The organism is Streptomyces sp. NPDC002499 (genome assembly GCF_053595415.1).
This window is the reverse complement of the sequence record NZ_JBSFXO010000011.1, coordinates 394,296-416,276: the sequence shown is the minus strand read 5'-3', so window position 1 is coordinate 416,276 and position 21,981 is coordinate 394,296. Positions and strand designations below refer to the sequence as shown.

Below are 21,981 nucleotides of genomic sequence, written 5' to 3'. Positions count from 1 at the left end.
GTACTGAACGATGACAACCACCGACTACTCGACGTCCGTCCCGTACAGGGAGGTGACGGACCGAAACGGCCGCATGTACCGGATCGGCGAGTCGGACGTCGACATCATGGGCCGACCACGTAAGTGGATGGTCATCCTGCCCTGGGTGGGCATGATGGGCATCAGCTCCGCCGAATACGCGTTCACGTCGGCGGAGGACACGCTCCACGAAGCGCATCTGTGGAGCAGCGGACACATCTTCTGGCTGATGGGCGTCTGGATCTTCTTCCAGGCGGCCGTGGCCTTCCCTGCCGGGCAGCTGCGGGAGAGCGGCCGGCTGCCGGCCCGTACGGCGATGATGATCGGCGCCGTCGGGACCCTGCTGGGCTATCTGTCACTGGCGTACGCGCCGAACGTGCTCGTCGCCTACTTCGGCTTCGGCATGTGCAGCGGTATCGGCGCCGGCCTGGTCTACGCGACCTGCGTGAACATGGTCGGCAAGTGGTATCCGGAGCGCAAGGGCGGCAAGACCGGCTTCGTCAACGGCGGTTTCGCCTACGGATCCGTGCCCTTCGTGTTCCTGTTCACCTCGTACATGGACCTGAGCAACTACGAGGTCGTGCTGGCCTGTGTGGGTGTCGGGCTGTGCCTCGTGGTGGCGTCCGCGGGCTGGTTCTTCAAGGACCCGCCGAAGAACTGGTGGCCGGCGAACGTCGACCCGCTGCGGATGACCGACGACCCGAAGATCCGGCGGGCGCTGCAGAAGAACCCGCCGGCCGTCAAGCAGTACACCCCCAAGGAGGCCGCCCGTCAGCCAGTGCTGTGGATGATGTGGTTCTGTCTCCTGTGCACCGCCGGCATCAACATCTTCGGTATCGCCTTCCAGGTCCCGTTCGGCAAGGACATGGGGTTCGCGGGCGGGATCGTGGCCACGGCGATGTCCCTCAAGGCGATCGTCAACGGCACCGGGCGTGGTGTCATCGGCTGGATCTCCGACCGCTACGGGCGCCGCAACACGCTGGTGATCGTGTGCCTCGTGCTCGGTACGGCGCAGTTCGGTGTGCTGGTGTCCGGCCAGATGGGCAGCATGCCGTTCTTCCTGTTCTGCTCCATGGTCTCCGGCTTCGGCGGCGGCGCGATCTTCCCGCTGTTCGCGGCCATGACGGCGGACTACTTCGGTGAGAACAACAACGCCTCCAACTACGGCATGGTCTACAGCTCGAAGCTGATCTCCGGACTCGTCGGCTCGGGCATGGGCGCGGTCGTCGTCGGCGCGTGGGACTACCACGGTGCCTTCGTGCTCGCCGGCTCCGTCGGGCTGGCCTCCGCCGTGCTCGCGCTCTTCCTGAAGTCCCCGGGCCGCCCCAAGGCCCAACGCATCGTCCCCAACCCGCAACCGCTCGGCGAGGAGATGGCCTGAATGACGGCGGACCCCATCGCAGCCGGCAACTCGTCGGCAGACCCCGACGCCGCGCACCGTCCCTACCGTGAAGTGACCGACTCCCGAGGCCGCGTCTACCGCGTGGGCGAGACCGACCGGGCCATCCTCGGCCACTCCCGCAAGTTCATGATCTACCTCCCGTGGATCGCCATGATGGCGATCAGCGTCTTCGAGTACGCGTACGGCTCCGCGGAGGACACGCTGTCCAGCGCGCACGGCTGGACGCAGAGCAACACCTTCTGGATCCTCAGCGTCTGGGTGTTCTTCCAGGCCGGCATCGCGTTCCCGGCGGGCTGGATGCGCGAGAAGGGCATCCTGACGGCCCGCAAGGCCATGTACATCGGCTCCGTGATGTGCCTGATCGGGTTCTTCGCCCTGTCGCACCTGAGCAACGTCCTGCTGGCGATCCTCGGCTTCGGTGTCATCGGCGGCATCGGTGCCGGCCTGGTCTACGCGACCTGCATCAACATGGTCGGCAAGTGGTTCCCCGAACGCCGGGGCGCCCGGACCGGTTTCGTCAACGGCGGCTTCGCGTACGGGTCGCTGCCGTTCATCTTCATCTTCAACTACGCCTTCGACACCGGGAACTACCACCGCGTCCTGGACCTGATCGGCTGCTACATCATGATCGTGGTCTTCGGGTGCGCGTTCTTCTTCAAGGACCCGCCGAAGAACTGGTGGCCCGCGGACATCGACCCGCTGACGTTCGCCGGCAACGAGAAGAACGCGCAGAGCCTCGCCAAGAACCCTCCGGCGACCAAGCAGTACACGCCCAAGGAGGCCATCAGGACAGGCATGCTGCCCCTGATGTGGGTGGCCATCGTGATGACCGCCGGTGTGTCGATCTTCGGGATCTCCTTCCAGGTCGACTACGCCAAGGAGGTCGGCTTCGGTCCGCTGGTGGCCGCGTCCTCCATGGGTGTCATGGCGGTCATCAACGGCATCGGGCGCGGTGTCGTGGGCTGGCTGTCCGACAAGTGGGGCCGCAAGCCGACCCTGGTGTTCGTCATCCTGGTGCTCGGGTTCGCGCAGTTCGGCGTGATCCTGGCGGGCGAGCTGAAGAGCGAGTGGCTGTTCCTGTTCTTCGCCTTCCTGTCCGGCTTCGGCGGCGGCGCGTTCTACCCGATGTTCGCGGCGCTGACCCCGGACTACTTCGGTGAGAACTACAACGCCACCAACTACGGACTGGTGTACAGCGGAAAGCTGATCAGCGGTCTGTTCGGCGGCGGCCTCGGCTCCATGGTGGTCGCGTCCTGGGGCTACGACGGCGCGTACGCGCTGGCCGGCGGCGTCTCGATGGCCGCGGCGGCGATAGCGCTGCTGTTGCGGCAGCCGGGTCGCAGCCGGGAGGTGACGTCGACTCCCCAGCCGCAACCGGCCGGTTGACGGCCACGCGCGCGTGAGGAGGCCCTCCCCGGGTGCGGGGAGGGCCTCCTCACGTGTGTCTAGCGGTGGTTCAGCACTTCTTCTCGCGCAGGGAGTGCAGATAGGCGCTGGAGCGGCGCGCGAAGGTGAAGGACTCGGTCGGCTGGTCGTGCTCGACCTGCCAGTGGTGGGCGAGGCGCTCGCCGCGCAGCCGGCTCACGGCGGAGATGAACTTCTCGTAGTCGATGTCGCCGTCGCCGACGTCCACCATCCGGTAGCCGAACTGGTTCGAGGGGTCGCTCACCCCGTCCTTGACGTGGAAGAGCGGGTAGCGGTGCGGCTGCTTGAGCACGTAGCGCAGGGGGTCGAACGGCGCCGGCTTGCCGTCGGGCCGCGTCGAGAAGCGGAACTGGCCCGCGTACGCCCAGAAGATGTCCATCTCCAGGAACACCAGGTCGGGGTCGGTCTCGGCGAGCAGCACGTCGTAGAGCCGGACCTTGGGATTGTCGGAGGCGAAGCCGAACTCGTCGGAGTGGTTGTGCTGGTAGAACTTCATGCCGCGCTTCTTGGCGGCCGCCCCGTACGTGTTGAACTCCGCCGCGGCGCGCTTCCACGCGTCGACGGTCGAGCCGTAGCGGAAGGGACCGGACGCGGTGCCGATGTGCTTGAGGCCGAGGGCCTGGGCGTCGTCGAGGACCTTGGTCAGGTTCTGGGCGAAGGTGTAGGCGTTCGGGTCGTCGGAGTAGTAGCCGACGTGGCTGCCGATCGGGTTCAGCCCGTGGCTGTGCGCCAGACGCTTGAGCTGGGCGAGGGTGATGGGCCCCGCGGAGCCCTGCGTGTAGCCGGCGAACTCGACCTCGTCGTACCCGTACTTCTCCAACTCGGCGAAGACGGGGGCGAAGCCGAGCGTGGAGACCTTGTCGCGCAGGCTGTAGAGCTGGATGCCGAGCCGGCCGGGCGGCAGGACGGGACGGCCCCGGCCGCCGGACGCGGCAGCGGCGGACGTGCTCTCTGCGGCCGTCGCCGGGGTCGCCGCGGCGCCCAGCAGTGCGGCGGCGGTGGCACCGGCGGCCACGCCGAGCATGCCTCGTCTGCTGAGGCGGTGGGTGAGTTCGGGATCGGGCTGGGAGATGCGGCTCATGCCTGGAACTCCTCGGATTCGGAGGGCGTTGTCAGTGGTGAGTGCTTCACTCGGTACCAGTCGGATCACAGCGATCGGACGGGTCGATGGGGCCGGTCGGTCAGGTGAGACCGGCGAGTTGGAGCAGCAGTGACTTCACATCGGTGGCCGCGAGGCGGTCGCCGACAGCACGGGGGGTGGAGCAGATGAGGAGCGGACCGTCGTCGTCGCTCGCCGGAAGGCGGCCGTGGCTGCCGCGAATAGGTGACGGGTCCAACGGCACGACCGCCATGCGATAGCGCATGCCGAGTTTCTTGCGGGCCAGTGCCGTCGCCGCTTTGACCTTGACGTAGGGGTCGAGCGGATCCATGAACAACTCGACCGGGTCGTAACCGGGTTTGCGGTGGATCTCGACGAGCTGCGCGAAGTCGGGCGCGCGGGCGTCGTCGAGCCAGTAGTAGTACGTGAACCAGGCGTCCGGCTCCGCGACGGCGACGAGCTCACCGGAGCGCGGGTGGTCGAGGTGGTGGGTCTTCTTGCCCTCGTCGTCCAGGAGTTGCTCGATGCCGGGCAGGTCGGCCAGGGCTGCCCGGGTGGCGTCGAGGTCCTCGGGGCGGCGCACGTAGACGTGGGCGATCTGGTGGTCGGCGACCGCGAAGGCACGGGAGGCCATCGGGTCGAGGTACTCCATGCCGTCCTGCGTGTGCACTTCGAGGAGTCCTGCGCGGCGCAGGGCCCGGTTGATGTCGACGGGGCGGTCCACGCGGGTGATGCCGTACTCGGACAGCGCGACGACGGTACGGCCCTCGGCGCGGGCGTCGTCCAGGAGCGGGGCCACGGCGGCGTCCAGGTCCGCGGCCGCTTTCAGGGAGCGCGGGTCGTCGGGACCGAAGCGCTGCAGGTCGTAGTCGAGGTGAGGGAGGTAGCAGAGCGCCAGGTCGGGATGGCGGGTGCGCAGGATGTGGCGGGTCGCGTCGATGATCCATTGGCTGGAGACCAGGTCCGCGCCGGGTCCCCAGAAGTGGAAGAGGGGGAAGGTGCCGAGTTTCTCGGTGAGTTCGTCGTGCAGGGCCGGGGGCCGGGTGTAGCAGTCGGGTTCCTTGCGGCCGTCGGCGTAGTAGACGGGACGGGGGGTGACGGTGAAGTCGGTGCCGGCGCCCATGGCGTACCACCAGCAGATGTTGGCGACGGTGTAGCCGGGGTGCGCGCGGCGGGCGGCGTCCCAGAGTCTGTCGCCGGCGACGAGGCCGTTGTGCTGGCGCCACAGGAGTACGTCGCCGAGTTCGCGGAAGTACCAGCCGTTGCCGACGATGCCGTGCTCGGACGGGTGGGTGCCGGTCAGGAAGGTGGACTGGGCGGCGCAGGTGACGGCGGGCAGGACGGTGCCGAGGGCGGCGCGGGAGCCGGACTGGGCGAGCGTCTTGAGGTGGGGCATGTGGTCGAGGAGACGGGGGGTGAGGCCTACGACGTCGAGGACGAGGAGGGGGGTGGGGCGCGACTCCCTGTGCGGGACGGGGAGCGGGGTGGTGTGCGAGGCACGGTCCGCGGTGACCGGGGGGACGGAGTCCCCGGTGGCATGTGGTTCGGCCGGTCGGTCGCTCATGGGAGTTCCTTCAGGCCGAGGTCGGTCAACAGGTCGCGGGCGAGGGTGAGTTCGGCGGCGATGCCGTCGGCGAGCTGGGCTCGGCCGCGCGGGCGCAGCTCGGGCGGGAGGGCCTGCCAGGTGTAGGTCTCGACCTCCAGATGGCGGGTGAGCGGATGCGGGCCGCCGACCAGCCGGGTCAGGGCTGCCTGGAGTACGGGGAGCGTGGAGGTGAGGGGCGCGGCGGGGGCCGCGTGCAGCGGGACGTGGAAGTGGGCGCGCCAAGGGGTCGCGTCGGGCAGGGCGTCGGACCGGAGCGCCGCGCCGAGGTCGTCGGTGCCGCGCAGGCCGGCGGCCGAGGCGGTGCGGGTCTGGTGCAGGAAGCGGGGCTCGTCGAAGGCGGCGAGGGCGGTACGGACCTCGGAGAGGTGGGGGTGTTCGGCGTGCAGGGCCGCCGACAGCTGGGACTTGACGACGGGGACGCCGGCTTCGGTGAGCGCGTCCAGGGCGGTGTGCGGATCTTCGAAGGAGGTGGCGAGGTGGCAGGTGTCGACGCAGATGCCGATGCGGTCGTGGGCGATCGCGGTCAGCGGGGCGATCGCGTCGCCGGTGGTCTCGACGACACAGCCCGGTTCGGGTTCCAGGCCGACGCGGATGGAGCGGCCGGTCAACTCGGCCAGGGCGTCGAGGCGTTCGGCGAGAGTGCGGAGGGCGGTACGGGCCTTCTCGGCGCGGCTCAGGTCATAGACGGAGCGCCAGGCGAGCGGCAGGGTCGAGATGGTGCCCTCGGTGACGTCGTCGGGCAGGAGTCCGGCGAGGACGCGGGCCAGGGCGGTGGTGTGCTCCAGGCGCTCGGGGTCGGCCCAGTCCGGCTTGTAGACGCGGTACTTGACCTCTTCGGCGCCGAAGCCCTCGTAGGGGAAGCCGTTGAGGGTGACGACTTCGAGGCCGCGTCGGTCGAGTTCGGTACGCAGGCCGCGCAGGGCGGAGGGGTCGGTGACGAGGGCGTGGGCGGCGTCCTTCGCGAGCCAGAGGCCGATGCCGAGGCGGTCGCGGCCCAGGCGGCGGCGGACGGGCTCGCAGTGGTCGCGGAGCTGGGCGAGGACGCCGTCCAGGGTCTCGGCCGGGTGGACGTTGGTGCAGTAGGCGAGGTGGACGGTCGAGCCGTCGGGGTGGCGGAAGCGCATGGCTCACGCTCCGCCGCGGAGGATGGAGTTGCCCTCATGCGTGGCGCCCGTGGCCGTGACGTCCAGGTCCAGATCCAGGTCCAGCCGGCCGCTGAGTCCGTAGAAGGCGACGGGGTTGCGCCACAGCACCCGGTCGACGTCGTCGTCCGAGAAGCCCTCGGCCAACATCAGGTCGCCGACCCCGCGGGTCTTCAGCGGGTCGCTCTTTCCCCAGTCGGCGGCGGAGTTCACCAGGACCTGCTCGGGCCCGTACTCGCGCAGGATCGCGATCATCCGTTCCTCGTCCATCTTGGTGTCGGGATAGACGGAGAAACCGAGCCAACATCCGCTGTCCTTGGCCTCCTTGACGGTCGTCTCGTTGAGGTGGTCGACGAGGACGAGGCCCGGGGCCAGCGCGGACTCGCGCACCACGTCGAGGGTGCGGCGCAGGCCGGCGAGCTTGTCGCGGTGCGGGGTGTGGACGAGCGCGGGCAGCCCGTGGTCGGCGGCGAGTTGGAGCTGGGCGGCGAGGGCGCTGTCCTCAGCGGGGGTCATCGAGTCGTAGCCGATCTCGCCGACGGCGACGACCTGGTCCTTGACGAGATAGCGGGGCAGTTCGTCGAGGACGGGCGCGCAGCGCGGGTCGTTCGCCTCCTTGGGGTTGAGGGCGAGCGTGCAGTGGTGGGCGATGCCGTACTGCGCGGCGCGGAAGGGCTCCCAGCCCAGGAGGGAGTCGAAGTAGTCGAAGAAGGAGGCGGGTGAGGTGCGGGGCTGGCCGAGCCAGAAGGAGGGTTCGACGACGGCGCGGACGCCTGCGGCGTGCATGGCCTCGTAGTCGTCGGTGGTCCGGGAGGTCATGTGGATGTGGGGGTCGAAGATGCGCATCAGGACTCCTCGCCGTCGGTTCCGCGCGGGCCGGGGTCGCGTTCGGCGGCGGGCGCGGGTGGGGTGGCCGTGGGGTCGGTCAAGGTCAGGACGCGGTACAGGTCTTCGGGCACGGGACGGCCCGCGGCGGTGCGTTCGGCGGCGTAGTCGGCGAGCATGCGGGCGAGTTCGGCGTCGTCGCGTGCGCGGCGGTCCAGGTCGGCGATCTCGTCCACGGACACACCGGTGAACAGGCACTTCAGGACGGCGTGGCGCCAGTGGTGGGGGGCGAGGTGCCGGGCGGCGTACGGGCCGACGGCTGCGGCGACGAGCCGGGTGTCGTTGGTCCGCAGGGCGTCCTCGACGAGCGGCAGGGCGTCGGGGCCGGCCACGAGATGGGGCAACGCGTGCAGGACGGCGCGGCGTTCGGCGGCGGTGCCCTGGAAGTAGACGCGGGTGACGGCGTCCGTGCCGGCGCGGGCGGCGTGCAGGATCAGCACGCGGGCGACATCGGCGTGCTCCGGGCCGCATCGTCGTCCGGCCTCGGCCAGGCGCAACTCCCAGACGGAGATGGGGCCGTGGATGCCGGGATGAGTGGCGGCCTCTTCGAGGGCCTGGTCCAGCCAGGCACGGGCGGCTCCGCCGAGGCGGGCGGTGAGGAGGCGGTGCAGGTCGGCTGGTGGGGTGCGGGCGAGGGGGGCGCCCGTGAGGTCTGGGGTTGTCATGTCGGTGGCCGGGAGATCGGGGGTGGTGGGGGCGAGGGTGCTGGGGTCGGGGGTCGTCGGGGCGGAGGACGTGGAGGCGGGCGTTGTGGAGGCGGCGGGCGTCGGGTCGAGGGTCGTGGAGGCGGGGGTCGTAGCGGCGGGCGTTGTCGGGTCGGGGGTCGTCGGGTCGAGGGTCGTCGGGTCGGAGGTCGTGACGTCTGCGGCCGGGGTCTCCGGTGCGGAGTGGGGGTGCGGGGTGGGGCCCGTCGTGGGGTTTTCCACGGGTGGCCTCATGGGTCCGCTCGTCGGCTGCCTCATGAGGTGCTGCTCCCTTCGGGGGTGGCGGAGGGATCGCCGGGTGGTGGGGCGGGGTCGGGACCGGTGTCGACGGCGAGCGCGGAGCCGGACTGCCGCTCACGCAGCGCCGCTGCCTGGGTCGCCGCGCGGCGGAGGAACGGGAGGGAGTGTTCGGCGAAGTAGGGGCCCGCGTGGGAGTGGCGGGGCAGTTCGACGACCGTCAGGCCCTGGTAGCCGGTCGCGGCGAGGGCCGCGAGGACGGGCGGGAAGTCGATCTCGCCGTCTCCGAAGGGGAGGTGTTCGTGGACGCCGCGGCGCATGTCCTCGATCTGGACGTGCCGCAGCCAGGGGGCGGCGGCACGTACGCAGTCGGCGGGAGAGAGGGGTTCGAGGCACTGGCAGTGGCCGATGTCGAGGGTCAGACCGAGGTGCTCCGGGTCGCCGAGGGTGTGGCGGAGCCGGTGGAAGTCGGCGAGTGAGCCGAGGAGGTGGCCTGGTTCGGGCTCGACGGCGAGGGGGACGCCGGCGTCGGCGGCGGCCTTCAGGACGGGCGTGAGCGCCTCGGCCAGGCGCTTCCACGCGGTGTCGGGGTCGGTGCCGTCCGGGGTGACGCCGCTGAAGCAGTGCACGGCGTGTGCACCGAGGTCTGCGGCGACCTGGACCGCGCGGATCAGCAGGTCGACGCGTCGGGCGCGGTCGTCCGGGTCCGGGTCGAGGAGCGACGGGCCGTGTTTGCGGCGCGGGTCCAGCACGTACCGGGCCCCGGTCTCGACGGTGACGTCCAGACCGAGCGCGTGCAGGCGGCCGGCGAGGCGCTGGGTGCGGGCGGCGAGGTCGGGCGCCAGCGGGTCCAGGTGCATGTGGTCGAGGGTCAGTCCGACGCCGTCGTAACCGAGGTCGGCGAGGAGGGAGAGGGCGTCGTCGAGGCGGAGGTCGGCCAGGCCGTTGGTGCCGTACCCGAAGCGGAAGGGGGTGTCGGTGGGAGGCACGGAGGTTGAAGCGGTGGGGGCGGTGGTCGCCGGGCCGTCCGGGTGCCGCGTCGCAGGGGTCGTGTGGGGGGTCACGTGACGCTCACCTTCCTCGCGAACCTTCTGCCGAGTGGGGCGAGAGCCGCGATGAGCAGGGCCGAAGTGCCGGCGCCGGAGCGGGCGGTGAGGGCCGCCTGGAGAGGGATGGTGGCGCGGATGCCGCCGCCGACGGCTCGTTGGACGAGCGGGGGTGATGGATTGAGGGCGGCGTGGAAGTAGCGGCGACCGGCGGTGGCGGCGTAACCGGCGGCCAGGGCCAGCCGCAGGGTGCCCGTGACGGAACGGGAAGGGTGGTCGACGGTTCGGGCGGGCGGAGCCGTGGCCGTTCCCGTGCCCGTGTCCGGCAAGTCGTGGGTGGCTGCTTCCCGGAGACCTGCCAGGGGATGCTGCGTGAGCAGTCGGGTCAAGAGGGCCGTGGTGGCCAGGGCCGCCAGCGGCGGTACGGGGGAACCGCCCGTCGTCTCCCGGCGGGACACCGTCGTCACCGCGAGGGTGTGGGTGCCGAGCAGGGCCGCGGAGGGGAGCGCGTCGTGGATGCGGCCCGCTGTCGCGGCGGCGCCGAGGAGGAGGTCGAGGCTGCGTGCGGCGGCCATGGCCGGGGGGCCCGCGGCGGTGTGCTTGAGGGTGAGGTCGTACGCCCAGACCGTGGCTACCAGAGGTACGGCGACCGCGAGGGCCGGGCGGCCGGCGCGGGCGGCGAGGGCCAGCCCGGCGCCGGTGAGGACGCAGGCCGTCGACAGGGCGGCGGCCGGGTGGATGCGGCCTGATGGGAGGGGGCGGTGGGGGCGTTCGGCGGCGTCCTCCTCGCGATCCGCCCAGTCGTTGAGGGCCATGCCGGCCTCGTAGAGGCAGAGGGAGGAGCCGATGGCCAGCAGGGTGCGGGAGTTGGGGGCGGTGGCGGTCGCCGCGGCGCCGGCGAGGGCGTCGCCGGGGACGGTGAACAGGGCGGGGAGGCGCAGGAGTTCGGCCCAGGCGAGGCGACGGCTCGGGCGGCGGTCCGCGTTGCCACGTGCTGAAGTCGACGTTTCGATCGGCCTCTTCGCGCCCCTAGTTGTGGATCCGTCCGTCAGCGCGGGACCCCCGGTCACCACAGCTCCCCCGAACGGCCTGCCCCGGACGATCCCTTCTCGCGCCCATCGACATCCTGAGCTCGCCCACCGCCACCCCCCGCAGCCCCCTCGGCCCCCCTCAACCGCCCCGCGAACCCCATCAACACCTCGTACTGCTCCCCCAACCCCGCGGGCCCCTCCCCCACCGGGTCCTTGAAGAAGAAGCCGAGTTCGCCGAGCGGGCCGGACAGGCCCGTCTCCTGGGCCCGTGCCGTCAGGCGGGCCAGGTCCAGGACCAGTGGAGCGGCCAACGCCGAGTCGCAGCCCTGCCAGATGGTCTGGAGGATCATGCGGGTGCCGAGGAAGCCGTCGAAGGCGATGTGGTCCCAGGCGGTCTTCCAGTCGCCGAGCGCCGGGACGTCGTCGATGTGGACCTCGCCCTCGGGGGTCGTGCCGAGGGTGTCGGCGAGGACGCGTTCCTTGCCGGCGTTCTTGGCTGCCGCCGCGGCCGGATCCGCGAGGGCGGCGCCGTCGCCGCCGCCGAGGAGGTTGGCGCCGGACCAGGCGCGGACCGCGAGGGCGCGCTGGGTGAACATCGGGCCGAGCACGGAACGGAGCAGTGTCTGGCCGGTCTTGCCGTCGCGGCCCGCGTACGGCAGCCCGCTCGATGCGGCCGCATCCGCCAGCTCCGGGTGGTGCAGGCCCGTCGACGGGGTGAAGTTGACGTACGGGCAGCCGGCACGCAGGGCCGCCGCCGCGTACAGGGAGCTGGGCGGGAGCGCGCGTCCCTGGGCCGGGGGTTCGGTCGAGGCGACGTTCACCACCACCGCGCGGGCCAGGCCGGACCGTCGTACGAAGTCGGTGATGTCCGCCGCGAAGGCCTCGATCAGTTCCTGTTCGGTGCGGGTGTCGCCCGGGGCCGGGCCGCCCGGCCTGATCTCCCGGTCCGCGGCGGCCAGTTCGGCCGCGACCGCCGTGGGGAGGCCGGGTGGGAGGACACCGCCGGCCGCGAGGGCCTCGGCGCGTTTGGGGAGGGGGCAGTCCACCGTGTCGTGGCCGCCGAAGACGAGGGAAGTGAGGGGTGGCAGGCCGCTCTCCGCGAAGGCGGGGGTCTCGGTGACCAGCCCCGTCGGTGGGTGCAGTCCCGCGGTCATGGCGGCGCAGCCCGCGACGACCGTGGTGGCCACGGAGCCGCGGGCCCCGATCAGCCAGACGCCGACGCGTGGTGAGGAGACGGAGTCGGAAACGGAAACGGACGCGGACATGGGCAGCCTCCTTGTCGAACGCGTCGGCATCGAACGCCTCGTGCGCGCACCCCAGGGCGGGGCGGCCGGATGACCCCTGAAAGAGGGCCGGCCGGAAGACGGTGGGCGAGAGTCCGGCGTCTCCCGCCCACCGCCGCTCAATTGCCCTTGGCGGGCAGTTCCTTGAGCCGGATGTCGCGGAAGGACACCTGGTCGTCGGCTCCGTGGTTCTGGATGCCGAGGTGTCCGTCGCGCAGGCTCCGGGCCGGGTCGGTGTTGCGGAAATCGTTGATCTGAACGCCGTTGAGATAGACGCGGAGTCGTTCACCCTCCACGCGGATCTCGTACGTGTTCCACTCCCCCGGCGGATTCAGCGCGCGGTCGCGCTTCTTGAGGTCGGCGGAGCGGAAGCCGTAGACGGAACCCGTGGTCTTCTCGGGCACGTCGGTGGCGTCGATCTGGATCTCGTAGCCCTTGTCCACGGCCGACCACGGGTCGTCCGAGGGCGGGAAGCCCACGAACACACCGGAGTTGTCGTCGCCCGAGGCGCCGGCCATCTTCCAGTCGAGCTTCAGGGAGTACGAGGTGAAGCCCGACGTCGCGTACCAGAGCAGGCCCATCCCGCCCGACGACGTCAGCGTGCCGTCGTCGGAGAGGGTGAAGGAGCCCGGTCCCGCCTGCTGCCAGTCCGCCAGCGACGCGGCCGTGCCGTCGAAGAGCGGGCGATACCCGTTCTCCGCGCGGCAGTCGGCCTGGGCGTCACCGACGGCCCAGCGGATCCCGCCCAACAGGTGGGTGCGGAAGGCGGGTTCGGCGTAGGACTCCTTGGTGTGACCCGCGCCGGTGTAGAAGGCGCGGCCGCCCTGGTAATTCTGGCACCAGGCGATCGGGTGATCGCCGTTCATCGTGCCGCCGGTGTACGACGACTCGTCGAGCGAGGCCAGGACATGGGCCCGATCCCGGGGATTCGAGCGGTAGTTGTACCACTCGTCGGTGCGGGTCCAGGTGTCGGCAAGGCCCGCGGTCGCCGGGTGACCGCGATCCTCGACGTCCACGGTCGCGGGCTGGATCGCCGGGTGCGACTGGAAGTAGGCGCCGGCGAGGCCGCCGTAGAACGCCCAGTCGTACTCGGTGTCGGCGGCGGCATGGACGCCGACATAGCCGCCGCCGTGCCTGATGTAGCCCTCGAACGCCCGCTGTTGGGCCGCGTCGAGGACGTCACCGGTGGTGGAGAGGAAGACGACCGCGTCGTACCGCCGCAGGTTGCGGTCGGTGAACTTGCCCGCGTCCTCGGTCGCGTCGACGGTGAAGCCGCCGCTCGCGCCGAGTTGCCGTACCGCCTCGATGCCCTCCGGGATGGAGTCGTGCCGGAAGCCGGCCGTCTTGGAGAAGACCAGCACCCGCTTCCCGTCGGCACCGCCGTGCCCCCCGTCCCCGGGGTGCGAGGAGGCCGGGCCCGAGACGCAGCCGAGGAGCAGGGCGGCGCCCACGACTGCGGTCGCCAGTCGGCTCGTTGAGCGCATCATGTCGCCTCCCCTCAACTCGTCGTGAAGGTGAAGTCGTCCACGTCGAACAGCGCGCCCGTGCCGCCCTTGAAGACCAGGTAGAGCGTCGTCGTGCCCTTGGGTGCGCGGGACAGGTTCGCGGTGACGTCCTGGAAGGTCTCCCAGCCGCCGGTCACCGGGACGGTCGCCTTGCCGAGCAGCGTGCCCTTCGCGGAGCCCGACCTGATCTCCAACGTGCCGCCCGCGCCGCCCGAAGAGACGCGTGCCGTCACGGACTTGGCGTTGTTCAGGACGTACGGCGTGAAGGAGATCCAGTCGCCGTTGTCGATGTCGCCGACGGTCTTTCCGCCGTGCGCGGTGTCCTTGGTGATGACGGAGATGCCGGAGTTGCTGTTGAAGTGCTCGGCCTGGCGGTGCCTGGGCTCCAGGACGCTCTGGTCGTGCGAGGTGAGCGGGGCCTGGCCGCCGCCTCCGTTGTCGGTGTACTCGGCGTTCAGCACACCGAAGATGTTGGCGTCCTCGTCGTGGCCGCCGTCGGCGCTGGTCTGGATGGTGCCGGTGCAGCCGGTGGCCGAGGTCTGCGGGTGGCCGTGGGTGTCGTGGCCGAGGACGAAGGTGACCTTGACCTTGGCGCAGTCGATGGTCCTGCGGTCCTCGGGATCGGTGACCTTCACCTTGAACGGGATCGCGTCACCGAAGCTGAACAGCTGTCCGTCCTTGGGCAGTTCGAGGACCACGGTGGGCGCGGTGTTGCCGACGACGACCTGCACGCTGGCGCCGCCGGTACGGCCCGAGGCGTCCTTGGCGGTCAGGGTCGCGGTGTAGGTGCCGTTCTTCTTGTACTTGTGCGTCGGGTTCGCCGCCGTCGACGTGCCGCCGTCGCCGAAGTCCCAGCTGTACGTGAGCGCGTCGCCGTCCTGGTCACTGCTGCCCTCGGAGGAGAATTTGACCTTCAACGGGGCCTGTCCGGACGTGCGGTCGGCTGCGGCCTGTGCCACCGGGGAGTGGCCGTCGGTCGCGTTCTCGATCCGGTAGAGACCGGAGTTCTCGTCGCCGCCGAACCACGCGGTGCCGTAGTCGAGGACGTACAGCGCGCCGTCCGGACCGAAGGCCATGTCCATCACCTGGGTGCCGGTCCACGGGAAGGCGTTGATCGACTGCACGCTGCCGCTGCCGTCGCTCACGATCCGCTTGATCCAGCGCCGGCCGAACTCACCCGCGAAGAAGTTCCCGTCGTACGCCTCGGGGAACTTGACCGGCGAGTCGAGCGTGGCGTCGTAGTGGTAGACCGGGCCGCCCATCGGGGACTCGGATCCGTCGCCCAACTCCGGTACGGACGGGCCGTTGTAGGGGATCCAGGCGGGCTGCGCCGGGGGAAGGTCGGTGAGCCCGGTGTTGTGCGGGGAGTTGTTCTTCGGGGCCGCGCAGTCGAAGGACGCGCCGGACGTCTTGGTCGCGAAGTCGTAGTCCACGTAGGCGTCGTTGGCGCCGGTGCAGTACGGCCAGCCGAAGTTGCCGGGGCCGGTGACACGGGCGAACTCGACCTGTCCGGCCGGACCGCGCGCCGGGTCGGCGGCGCCCGCGTCGGGGCCGTACTCGCCGACGTAGAGGATGCCGGTCTTCTTGTCGACGCTGAAGCGGAACGGGTTGCGGAAGCCCATCGCGTAGATCTCGGGCTTCGTCTTGTCCGTGCCGGGAGCGAAGAGGTTGCCTTCGGGGACCGTGTACGAGCCGTCGGCGGCGACCTTGACGCGCAGGATCTTGCCGCGCAGGTCGTTGGTGTTGCCGGCCGAACGCTGGGCGTCGAAGGCGGGGTTCCGGTCGGCGCGCTCGTCGAGGGGGCTGTAGCCGTCCGACTGGAAGGGGTTGGTGTCGTCGCCCGTCGACAGGTACAGGTTGCCCGCCGCGTCGAAGTCGATGTCGCCGCCGACGTGGCAGCACAGGCCGCGCGAGGCCGGGACGTCGAGGACCTTCTTTTCGCTGGCGTTGTCGAGGGTGCCGTCCGCGTTCAGGACGAAGCGGGAGAGGCGGTTGACGCCGTCGAAGGGCGCGAAGTCGGCCGCGGTGCCCGTCTCGGGGGCGTCGCCCGCCGGGGTGTTCAACGGGGGCGCATAGTAGAGGTAGATGGCCCGGTTGGTGGCGAAGTCCGGGTCCACGCCGACGCCTTGGAGGCCCTCCTCGTCGTGGGAGTAGACGTCGAGCTTGCCGACCAGCCGCGTGTTGCCGGCCGCGTCGGTCAGCCTCAACTCGCCGTCGCGCGAGGTGTGCAGGACCGAGCGGTCCGGGAGGACGGCGAGCGACATGGGCTCGCCGACCTCGGGCTCGCCCTTGGCGAGGGTGACCTGCTGGAAGTCCTCGGCGGCGACAGCCGGGGCGGCTCCCGGGTCGGCGACGGCTGCGCCGGCCTGCGGGGCGGTGAGGGTGAGGGTGGCGCCCGCCAGGAGTGCCCCGCTGAAGAGGGCCACCGCCTTGCGGAAGGACGGGCGTCGTCTGTGGGTCTCGATTCTGTCGGTGCTGGTGGTGCGGTCGTTCCCGTGCACGAATGCCTCCAGAGTGGGGCTGGTTGTACGGGCGGGTGCGGGTACGCCGGGATGCGCCGTCATCCCGGAGAGCTGAGCGGTGGGGGGTGGGGGGTAGGGGTCAGTTGCCGAACGCCGCGTCGAAGGACGCCGTCGGCGGCTCGAAGTCGAAGGCCTTGAGGCGGGTCAGGGCCTCGGGTGCGCCCTGGAGCCGGTCCATGCCGGCGTCCTCCCACTCGACCGAGATGGGGCCCTTGTAGTCGATGGAGCGCAGCATCCGGAAGACGTCCTCCCAGGGCACGTCGCCGTGGCCCGCGGAGACGAAGTCCCAGCCGCGGCGCGGGTCGCCCCACGGCAGGTGGGAGCCGAGCCGGCCGTTGCGTCCGTCGAGGCGCTTGCGGGCCTCCTTGCAGTCGACGTGGTAGATCCGGTCGCGGAAGTCCCACAGGAAGCCGACGGGGTCGAGGTCCTGCCAGACGAAGTGGGAGGGGTCGAAGTTGAGGCCGAAGGCGGGGCGCCCGCCAACCGCCTCCAACGCGCGGTGGGTTGTCCAGTAGTCGTAGGCGATCTCGCTGGGGTGGACCTCGTGGGCGAAGCGCACGCCCTCCGCGTCGAAGACGTCGAGGATCGGGTTCCAGCGCTCGGCGAAGTCCTCGTAGCCGCGCTCGATCATCGCCTCGGGGGCGGGCGGGAACATGGCGACCAGGTGCCAGATGGCGGAGCCGGTGAAGCCGATGACGGTGTCGACGCCGAAGGCCGCCGCGGCGCGCGCGGTGTCCTTGATCCGCTCCGCAGCGCGTTGCCGTACGCCCTCCGGGTCGCCGTCGCCCCACACCTCGGCGGGCAGGATGCCCTGGTGGCGTTCGTCGATGATGGCGTCGCAGACGGCCTGGCCGGTCAGGTGGTTGGAGATGGCCCAGCACTTGAGGCCGTACTTGTCGAGGAGTTGCTTCCTGGACTCGATGTACGTCGAGTCGGCGAGCGCCTTGTCGACCTCGAAGTGGTCGCCCCAGCAGGCGAGTTCGAGCCCGTCGTAGCCGAAGTCGCGGGCGAGGCGGCAGACCTCCTCCAGGGGAAGATCGGCCCACTGACCGGTGAAGAGCGTGAACTGACGCGGCATCTCTCTCAATCCTCCTCAGACGGCGATGGGCGTGAAGACGGCGTTCTTCTCGGCGCTCTCCTCGACCGCCGCCAGCACCCGCTGCACCTGGAGCCCGTCGGCGAAGGAGGGCCTGGGCTGGCGTCCCTCCGAGATCGCGTGGACGAGGTCGCGGGCCTGGTGGACGAAGGTGTGCTCGTAGCCGAGGCCGTGGCCCGGCGGCCACCAGGCGTCCAGGTAGGGGTGGTCGGGTTCGGTGACGAGGATGCGGCGGAAGCCGGCGTGCGCCCCGGGCTCCGTACCGTCGTGGTACGAGAGTTCGTTGAGGCGTTCCAGGTCGAAGGCCAACGAGCCGTCCGCGCCGTTGAGTTCGATGCGCAGGGCGTTCTTGCGGCCGGTCGCGTAGCGGGTGGCCTCGAAGGAGGCGAGGGCGCCGGAGGCGAAGCGGCCGGTGAACAGGGCGGCGTCGTCGACGGTGACCGTGCCGGTGCCCGCGGTCGACACGGCGGACAGGCCGCTCGTGGGACCGCCGGGCAGCGGTCGTTGGCGTACGAAGGTCTCGGTCAGGGCGGAGACCCCGGCCAGCGGCTCGCCCGCGAGGTACTGGGCGAGGTCGATGATGTGCGCGCCCAGGTCGCCGAGGGAGCCGGAGCCCGCCGTCTCCCGGCGCAGCCGCCAGGTGAGCGGGAACTCGGGATCTACCAGCCAGTCCTGAAGGTACGTCACCCGCACGTGCCGCAGGGCGCCGATCCGGCCCTCGGCCACCATGTTCCGGGCGAGCGCGGTGGCGGGCACCCGGCGGTAGTTGAAGCCGACCATCGCCAACTGCCCGCGCTGGTAGGCCGCTTCGGCCGCCGCCGTCATCGACTCGGCCTCCTCGACGGTGTTCGCGAGGGGCTTCTCGCACAGCACGTGCTTGCCGGCGGCGAGGGCCGCGAGGGCGATCTCGGCGTGGCTGTCGCCCGGCGTGCAGATGTCGACCAGGTCGATGTCGTCCCGCGCGACCAGCGCCCGCCAGTCGGTCTCGGCCGCCGCCCAGCCGTGCCGGTCCGCCGCCGCCCGTACGGCGGCGGCGTCGCGCCCGCAGATGGCGGCCAGGACCGGGCGGCGCGGCAGGTCGAAGACCCGGCCCACGGTGCGCCAGCCCTGGGAGTGGGCGGCACCCATGAAGGCGTAGCCGACCATGCCGACCCGTAGCGGCGGCTGTTCTCCCGGTGACCCGTCCGACTGCTGCGGCTGTCCCATAGGGATGTCCTCCTCGTCCTCGTGGTGAATGCGCCGTGGGGGGTGCGGGGCCGGCACGGTCAGCGGAAGCCGGTGGACATGTACTGGTCGACGTTGTCCTTGTCGACGACGGCGGAGTAGAGGGTCAGCGAGGCCGGGATCTCGAACTCGGAGAGACCGCCGATGCCCTTGCCCTGGCCGAGCGCGCGGGCCAGGTCGATCGCGGAGGAGGCCATCGTCGGCGGGTACAGGACCGTCGCCTTGAGCACGCCGTTGTCCTGCTTGATCGCCTGGAACGCGGAGAGCGCGCCCGCGCCGCCGACCATCAGGAAGTCGTCGCGTCCGGCCTGCTCGATGGCGCGCAGCGCGCCCACGCCCTGGTCGTCGTCGTGGTTCCACAGAGCGTCGAACTTGGGCTGCGCCTGCAGAAGTTGGGCCATCTTGGCCTGGCCCGACTCGACCGTGAACTCGGCGGCCTGGCGGGCCACCTTCTTGACGTTGGGGTAGTTCTTCAGGGCGTCGTCGAAGCCCTGGGTGCGCTGCTTGGTCAGCTCCAGGTTGTCGAGCCCGGCGAGTTCGATGACCCGGGCGTTCTTGGTGTCCTTGAGCTGTTCGCCGATGTAGGTGCCGGCGTTGAGGCCCATGCCGTAGTTGTCGCCGCCGATCCAGCAGCGGTACGCCTGCGGGGAGTTGAAGATGCGGTCGAGGTTGACGACCGGGATGCCCGCGCGCATCGCCTTCAGCCCGACCTGGGTGAGCGCCTTGCCGTCGGCGGGCAGCACCACCAGGACGTCGACCTTCTTGTTGATGAGGGTCTCGATCTGCCCGATCTGCTGGGCGGTGTCGTTGGAGCCCTCGGTGATCTCCAGGGAGACGTCCGAGTACTTCTTCGCGCGGCTCTTGGCGTTGTCGTTGATCGCGTTGAGCCAGCCGTGGTCGGCCTGCGGTCCGGCGAAGCCGATGGTGACGTGCTTGCCGGGGGTGTCGGAGGCGGCCGGCTGGTTGTCGGAGGCGGCTGCCTCGTCCTTGGGGTCGTTGCTCGTGCAGCCCACGAGGAGGGCACCGGTGGATACGGCGGCGGCCCCGAAGAGGAGTCCTCTGCGGCTCGTGAAAGGCGTCGGCTCTGGCATGGCGGTGAACCCTTTCCTCAGGTCGTGCTCGCGGTACGGCGCTGGACCAGCACGGCGGCGACGATGATCGCGCCCTTGGCGATCTGCTGGACGTCGCTCTGCAGGTTGTTCAGGGCGAAGATGTTGGTGATCGTGGTGAAGATCAGGACGCCGAGCACGGAGCCGGTGATGGTGCCCCGGCCGCCGCTGAGCAGGGTGCCGCCGATGATCGCGGCGGCGATGGCGTCGAGTTCGTAGAGGTTGCCGTTGGTGTTCTGGCCTGAGCCGGACAGGATGATCAGCAGGAACGCGGCGATGCCGCAGCACAGTCCGGACAGCAGGTACAGGTAGAGGCGTTGGCGGCGGACGTCGATGCCGGCCAGGCGGGCGGCCTCCGAGTTGCCGCCGACGGCGACCGTGCGGCGGCCGAAGGTGGTGCGGTTGAGGATCAGCCAGCCGATGATCGTGACGACGGCGAAGACCATGACCAGCGGCGGGATGCCGAGCACGTAGGCGTCGCGTTCGCCGAGGTCGAGGATGCTGTTGATGGTGACGATCTGCGTCTTGCCGTCGGTGATCTGCAGCGCGAGTCCGCGCGCCGAGGCCAGCATGGCGAGGGTGGCGATGAACGGGACCATCCCGCCGTACGCGATGAGTAGTCCGTTGACCAGGCCGCAGCCGACGCCGACGAGCACCGCGGTGAACAGGACGCCGGCGAAGCCGTAGTCCTGCGTGGCCAGCGTCGTCGCCCACACCGAGGACAGGGCGACGATCGCGCCGACCGACAGGTCGATGCCGCCGGAGGTGATGACGAAGGTCATGCCGACGGTGACGACGCCGATCACCGAGGCCTGGGTGAGGACGAGTTGGAGGTTGCGGGTGTCCAGGAACTCGTCGGGCTTGGTGATCCCGCCGATCAGGACCAGTACGGCCAACACGCCGAGGAGGGACAGGGTGCGGACGTCGGCGTGGGCGAACACGCCCCGCCACACAGGGGGTTGGCCGACCGTCGGCACCTTGTCGGTGTTGTCCCGCGGTGGGGAGGCATGCTGCGTCATGACGCCGGGCTTCCTTCCATGACCAGGTCGAGTACGCGGTGTTCGTCCAGCTCCCGGGCGGGCGCCGTGTGGACGACGCGGCCCTCGCGGAGCACCAGTACGCGGTCGGCGAGGCCGAGCACCTCGGGCACCTCGCTGGAGACCAGGAGCACGGCGAGGCCCTCGTCGGCGAGCCGGCGGATCACCGCGTACAGCTCGGCGCGGGCGCCGACGTCGACGCCCCGGGTCGGTTCGTCGAGGAGCAGCACCCGGCAGCCGCGCAGCAGCCAGCGGGCCAGGACGGCCTTCTGCTGGTTGCCGCCGGACAGGGTGCGGATCGGGACGGACGGGTTGTCGGGCCGCAGCGACAGTTCGCGCGTGGCGGCGCGGGCCGCGCCCGTCTCGGCTCCCCGGTCGATCCAACCGGCCCGCGAGAAGCGGGACATGGAGGAGACCGAGACATTGCGGGTGACGGACTCCAGCATCAGCAGGGCCTGTGCCTTGCGCTCCTCGGGGGCGAGCCCGAGCCCGGCCCGGACCGCGGCGCGCACACTGCCGGGCCGCAACGCCCGTCCTTCGACGCGGACTTGACCGGCGGTGGGCTTGCGGGCGCCGTAGATCGTCTCCAGGATCTCCGACCGCCCCGAGCCGACGAGTCCGGCCAGTCCGACGATCTCGCCGGGCTGGATGCTGAGGTCGAGCGACTCGAACTCGCCCTCCCTGGCCAGTCCTTGGACCTCCAGGACGGGTGTGCCCTGCGGCTGTGCCGTGGGCCGCTCGGGGAAGACGTACTCGACGTTGCGGCCGGTCATCAGGGCGACCACCTCGCGCGTCGGCGTCGACTCGGCGGGCAGTCCGACCGCCACCGCGCGCCCGTCCTTCAGCACGGTCACGCGGTCGCCGATCCGGCGGATCTCCTCCAGGCGGTGCGAGATGTAGACGACGGCGACCCCGTCGGCCGTCAGGTCGCCGACGATCCGGAAGAGGTTGTCGACCTCGTCCGGGTCGAGGGCGGCGGACGGCTCGTCCATCACGATGAGGCGTACGTCGTGGGAGAGCGCGCGGGCCATGGAGACGATCTGCTGCTGGGCGGCGGACAACGCCCCGACGAGCCGCGCCGGGTCGATCTCCGGATGCCCAAGTCGCTTCAGCAGGGCGGCAGTTGACGCCTTGGCGGCCTTCCCCCGTACGACGAAACCGGCCGCCGTGGGTTCATGGCCCAGGTGGACGTTCTCGGCCACCGACAGGTGCTCCACCAGGTCGAGTTCCTGGTAGATGGTGGCGATGCCGAGGCGCATGGCGGCGATCGGCGAGCGCAGGGTGACCGGCTCGCCGCGCCAGTGGATGGTGCCCGTGTCGGGCTGGTGGGCGCCGGACAGGACCTTGATGAGCGTGGACTTGCCGGCCCCGTTCTGGCCGAGCAGACAGTGCACCTCGCCGGCCTGGACGTCGAGGTCGACGCCGTCGAGGGCCCGGACTCCGGGGAACGACTTGGTGATGCCGGACATGCTGAGCAGCGGTGGTTCTGGTGCCATCGGTGTTCCCCTTGGCTGGCGTGCGGGCCGGTTTCAGGGCAGGGCGAAGATTCGGCGCGGGGAGGAGAGTCCACGCGGGGCGAAGCTTCTGGGCAGGGCGAAGCAGGGCGCTGT

17 protein-coding genes are annotated in these 21,981 nt (G+C 70.8%); 2 read left to right on the top strand and 15 right to left on the bottom strand.

The features are described 5' to 3' along the window. Positions 1–10: 10 nt before the first annotated feature. Both ACWD5F_RS31425 and ACWD5F_RS31420 read left to right on the top strand, forming a co-directional pair. Positions 11–1,399, top strand: coding sequence for an OFA family MFS transporter (locus tag ACWD5F_RS31425; RefSeq protein WP_451259487.1), 1,389 nt, complete (start codon positions 11–13; stop codon positions 1,397–1,399). Next, a complete protein-coding gene (locus tag ACWD5F_RS31420) occupies positions 1,400–2,806 on the top strand; it encodes an OFA family MFS transporter (protein ID WP_401728635.1) in 1,407 nt (468 codons plus the stop codon). It abuts the gene before it with no gap. A gap of 70 nt (positions 2,807–2,876) precedes the next feature. Here ACWD5F_RS31420 and ACWD5F_RS31415 read toward each other — a convergent pair whose 3' ends face one another. From ACWD5F_RS31415 to ACWD5F_RS31345, 15 genes are all read right to left on the bottom strand, one after another. Then, positions 2,877–3,926, bottom strand: coding sequence for a sugar phosphate isomerase/epimerase family protein (locus ACWD5F_RS31415; protein ID WP_450351102.1), 1,050 nt, complete (start codon positions 3,924–3,926; stop codon positions 2,877–2,879). 100 nt (positions 3,927–4,026) lie between these two features. Beyond that, positions 4,027–5,508 carry an alkaline phosphatase family protein gene (locus tag ACWD5F_RS31410; RefSeq protein ID WP_451259485.1) on the bottom strand — a complete coding sequence of 494 codons (1,482 nt, stop codon included), beginning with the start codon at positions 5,506–5,508 and terminating at the stop codon, positions 4,027–4,029. Then, complete coding sequence (gene eboE / locus ACWD5F_RS31405; protein WP_451259483.1) at positions 5,505–6,674, bottom strand: metabolite traffic protein EboE; 1,170 nt, start codon at positions 6,672–6,674, stop codon at positions 5,505–5,507. Before eboE ends, ACWD5F_RS31410 begins: the two co-directional genes overlap by 4 nt. 3 nt (positions 6,675–6,677) lie before the next feature. Then, positions 6,678–7,538 carry a TatD family hydrolase gene (locus ACWD5F_RS31400; protein WP_451259481.1) on the bottom strand — a complete coding sequence of 287 codons (861 nt, stop codon included), beginning with the start codon at positions 7,536–7,538 and terminating at the stop codon, positions 6,678–6,680. Beyond that, positions 7,538–8,242 carry an EboA domain-containing protein gene (locus tag ACWD5F_RS31395; RefSeq protein ID WP_451259546.1) on the bottom strand — a complete coding sequence of 235 codons (705 nt, stop codon included), beginning with the start codon at positions 8,240–8,242 and terminating at the stop codon, positions 7,538–7,540. Before ACWD5F_RS31395 ends, ACWD5F_RS31400 begins: the two co-directional genes overlap by 1 nt. A 293-nt stretch (positions 8,243–8,535) precedes the next feature. Then, positions 8,536–9,507, bottom strand: a complete 972-nt coding sequence (locus tag ACWD5F_RS31390; RefSeq protein ID WP_451259544.1) for a sugar phosphate isomerase/epimerase family protein — start codon at positions 9,505–9,507, stop codon at positions 8,536–8,538. A gap of 71 nt (positions 9,508–9,578) precedes the next feature. After that, complete coding sequence (locus ACWD5F_RS31385; RefSeq protein WP_451259543.1) at positions 9,579–10,577, bottom strand: SCO3242 family prenyltransferase; 999 nt, start codon at positions 10,575–10,577, stop codon at positions 9,579–9,581. Between the two features lie 53 nt (positions 10,578–10,630). Beyond that, positions 10,631–11,860 (bottom strand): inositol-3-phosphate synthase, encoded by a 1,230-nt coding sequence (locus ACWD5F_RS31380; RefSeq protein WP_451259479.1) that lies wholly within the window; start codon positions 11,858–11,860, stop codon positions 10,631–10,633. Positions 11,861–11,997: 137 nt separating this feature from the next. Then, positions 11,998–13,362 carry a ThuA domain-containing protein gene (locus ACWD5F_RS31375; protein WP_451259541.1) on the bottom strand — a complete coding sequence of 455 codons (1,365 nt, stop codon included), beginning with the start codon at positions 13,360–13,362 and terminating at the stop codon, positions 11,998–12,000. Between the two features lie 14 nt (positions 13,363–13,376). After that, positions 13,377–15,884, bottom strand: coding sequence for a PQQ-dependent sugar dehydrogenase (locus ACWD5F_RS31370; RefSeq protein WP_451259477.1), 2,508 nt, complete (start codon positions 15,882–15,884; stop codon positions 13,377–13,379). Positions 15,885–15,984: 100 nt separating this feature from the next. Continuing rightward, positions 15,985–16,983: a sugar phosphate isomerase/epimerase family protein gene (locus ACWD5F_RS31365; RefSeq protein WP_451259475.1), complete on the bottom strand. Its 999-nt coding sequence runs from the start codon at positions 16,981–16,983 to the stop codon at positions 15,985–15,987. 15 nt (positions 16,984–16,998) lie between these two features. Beyond that, entirely contained in the window at positions 16,999–18,207 is a 1,209-nt protein-coding gene (locus ACWD5F_RS31360; protein WP_451259473.1) for a Gfo/Idh/MocA family protein, read from the bottom strand. Between the two features lie 59 nt (positions 18,208–18,266). Next, entirely contained in the window at positions 18,267–19,316 is a 1,050-nt protein-coding gene (locus ACWD5F_RS31355; RefSeq protein WP_124001823.1) for a substrate-binding domain-containing protein, read from the bottom strand. 17 nt (positions 19,317–19,333) lie between these two features. After that, positions 19,334–20,353, bottom strand: a complete 1,020-nt coding sequence (locus ACWD5F_RS31350) for an ABC transporter permease (protein WP_451259471.1) — start codon at positions 20,351–20,353, stop codon at positions 19,334–19,336. Then, positions 20,350–21,867, bottom strand: a complete 1,518-nt coding sequence (locus ACWD5F_RS31345) for a sugar ABC transporter ATP-binding protein (RefSeq protein WP_451259469.1) — start codon at positions 21,865–21,867, stop codon at positions 20,350–20,352. Before ACWD5F_RS31345 ends, ACWD5F_RS31350 begins: the two co-directional genes overlap by 4 nt. Positions 21,868–21,981: the final 114 nt, after the last annotated feature.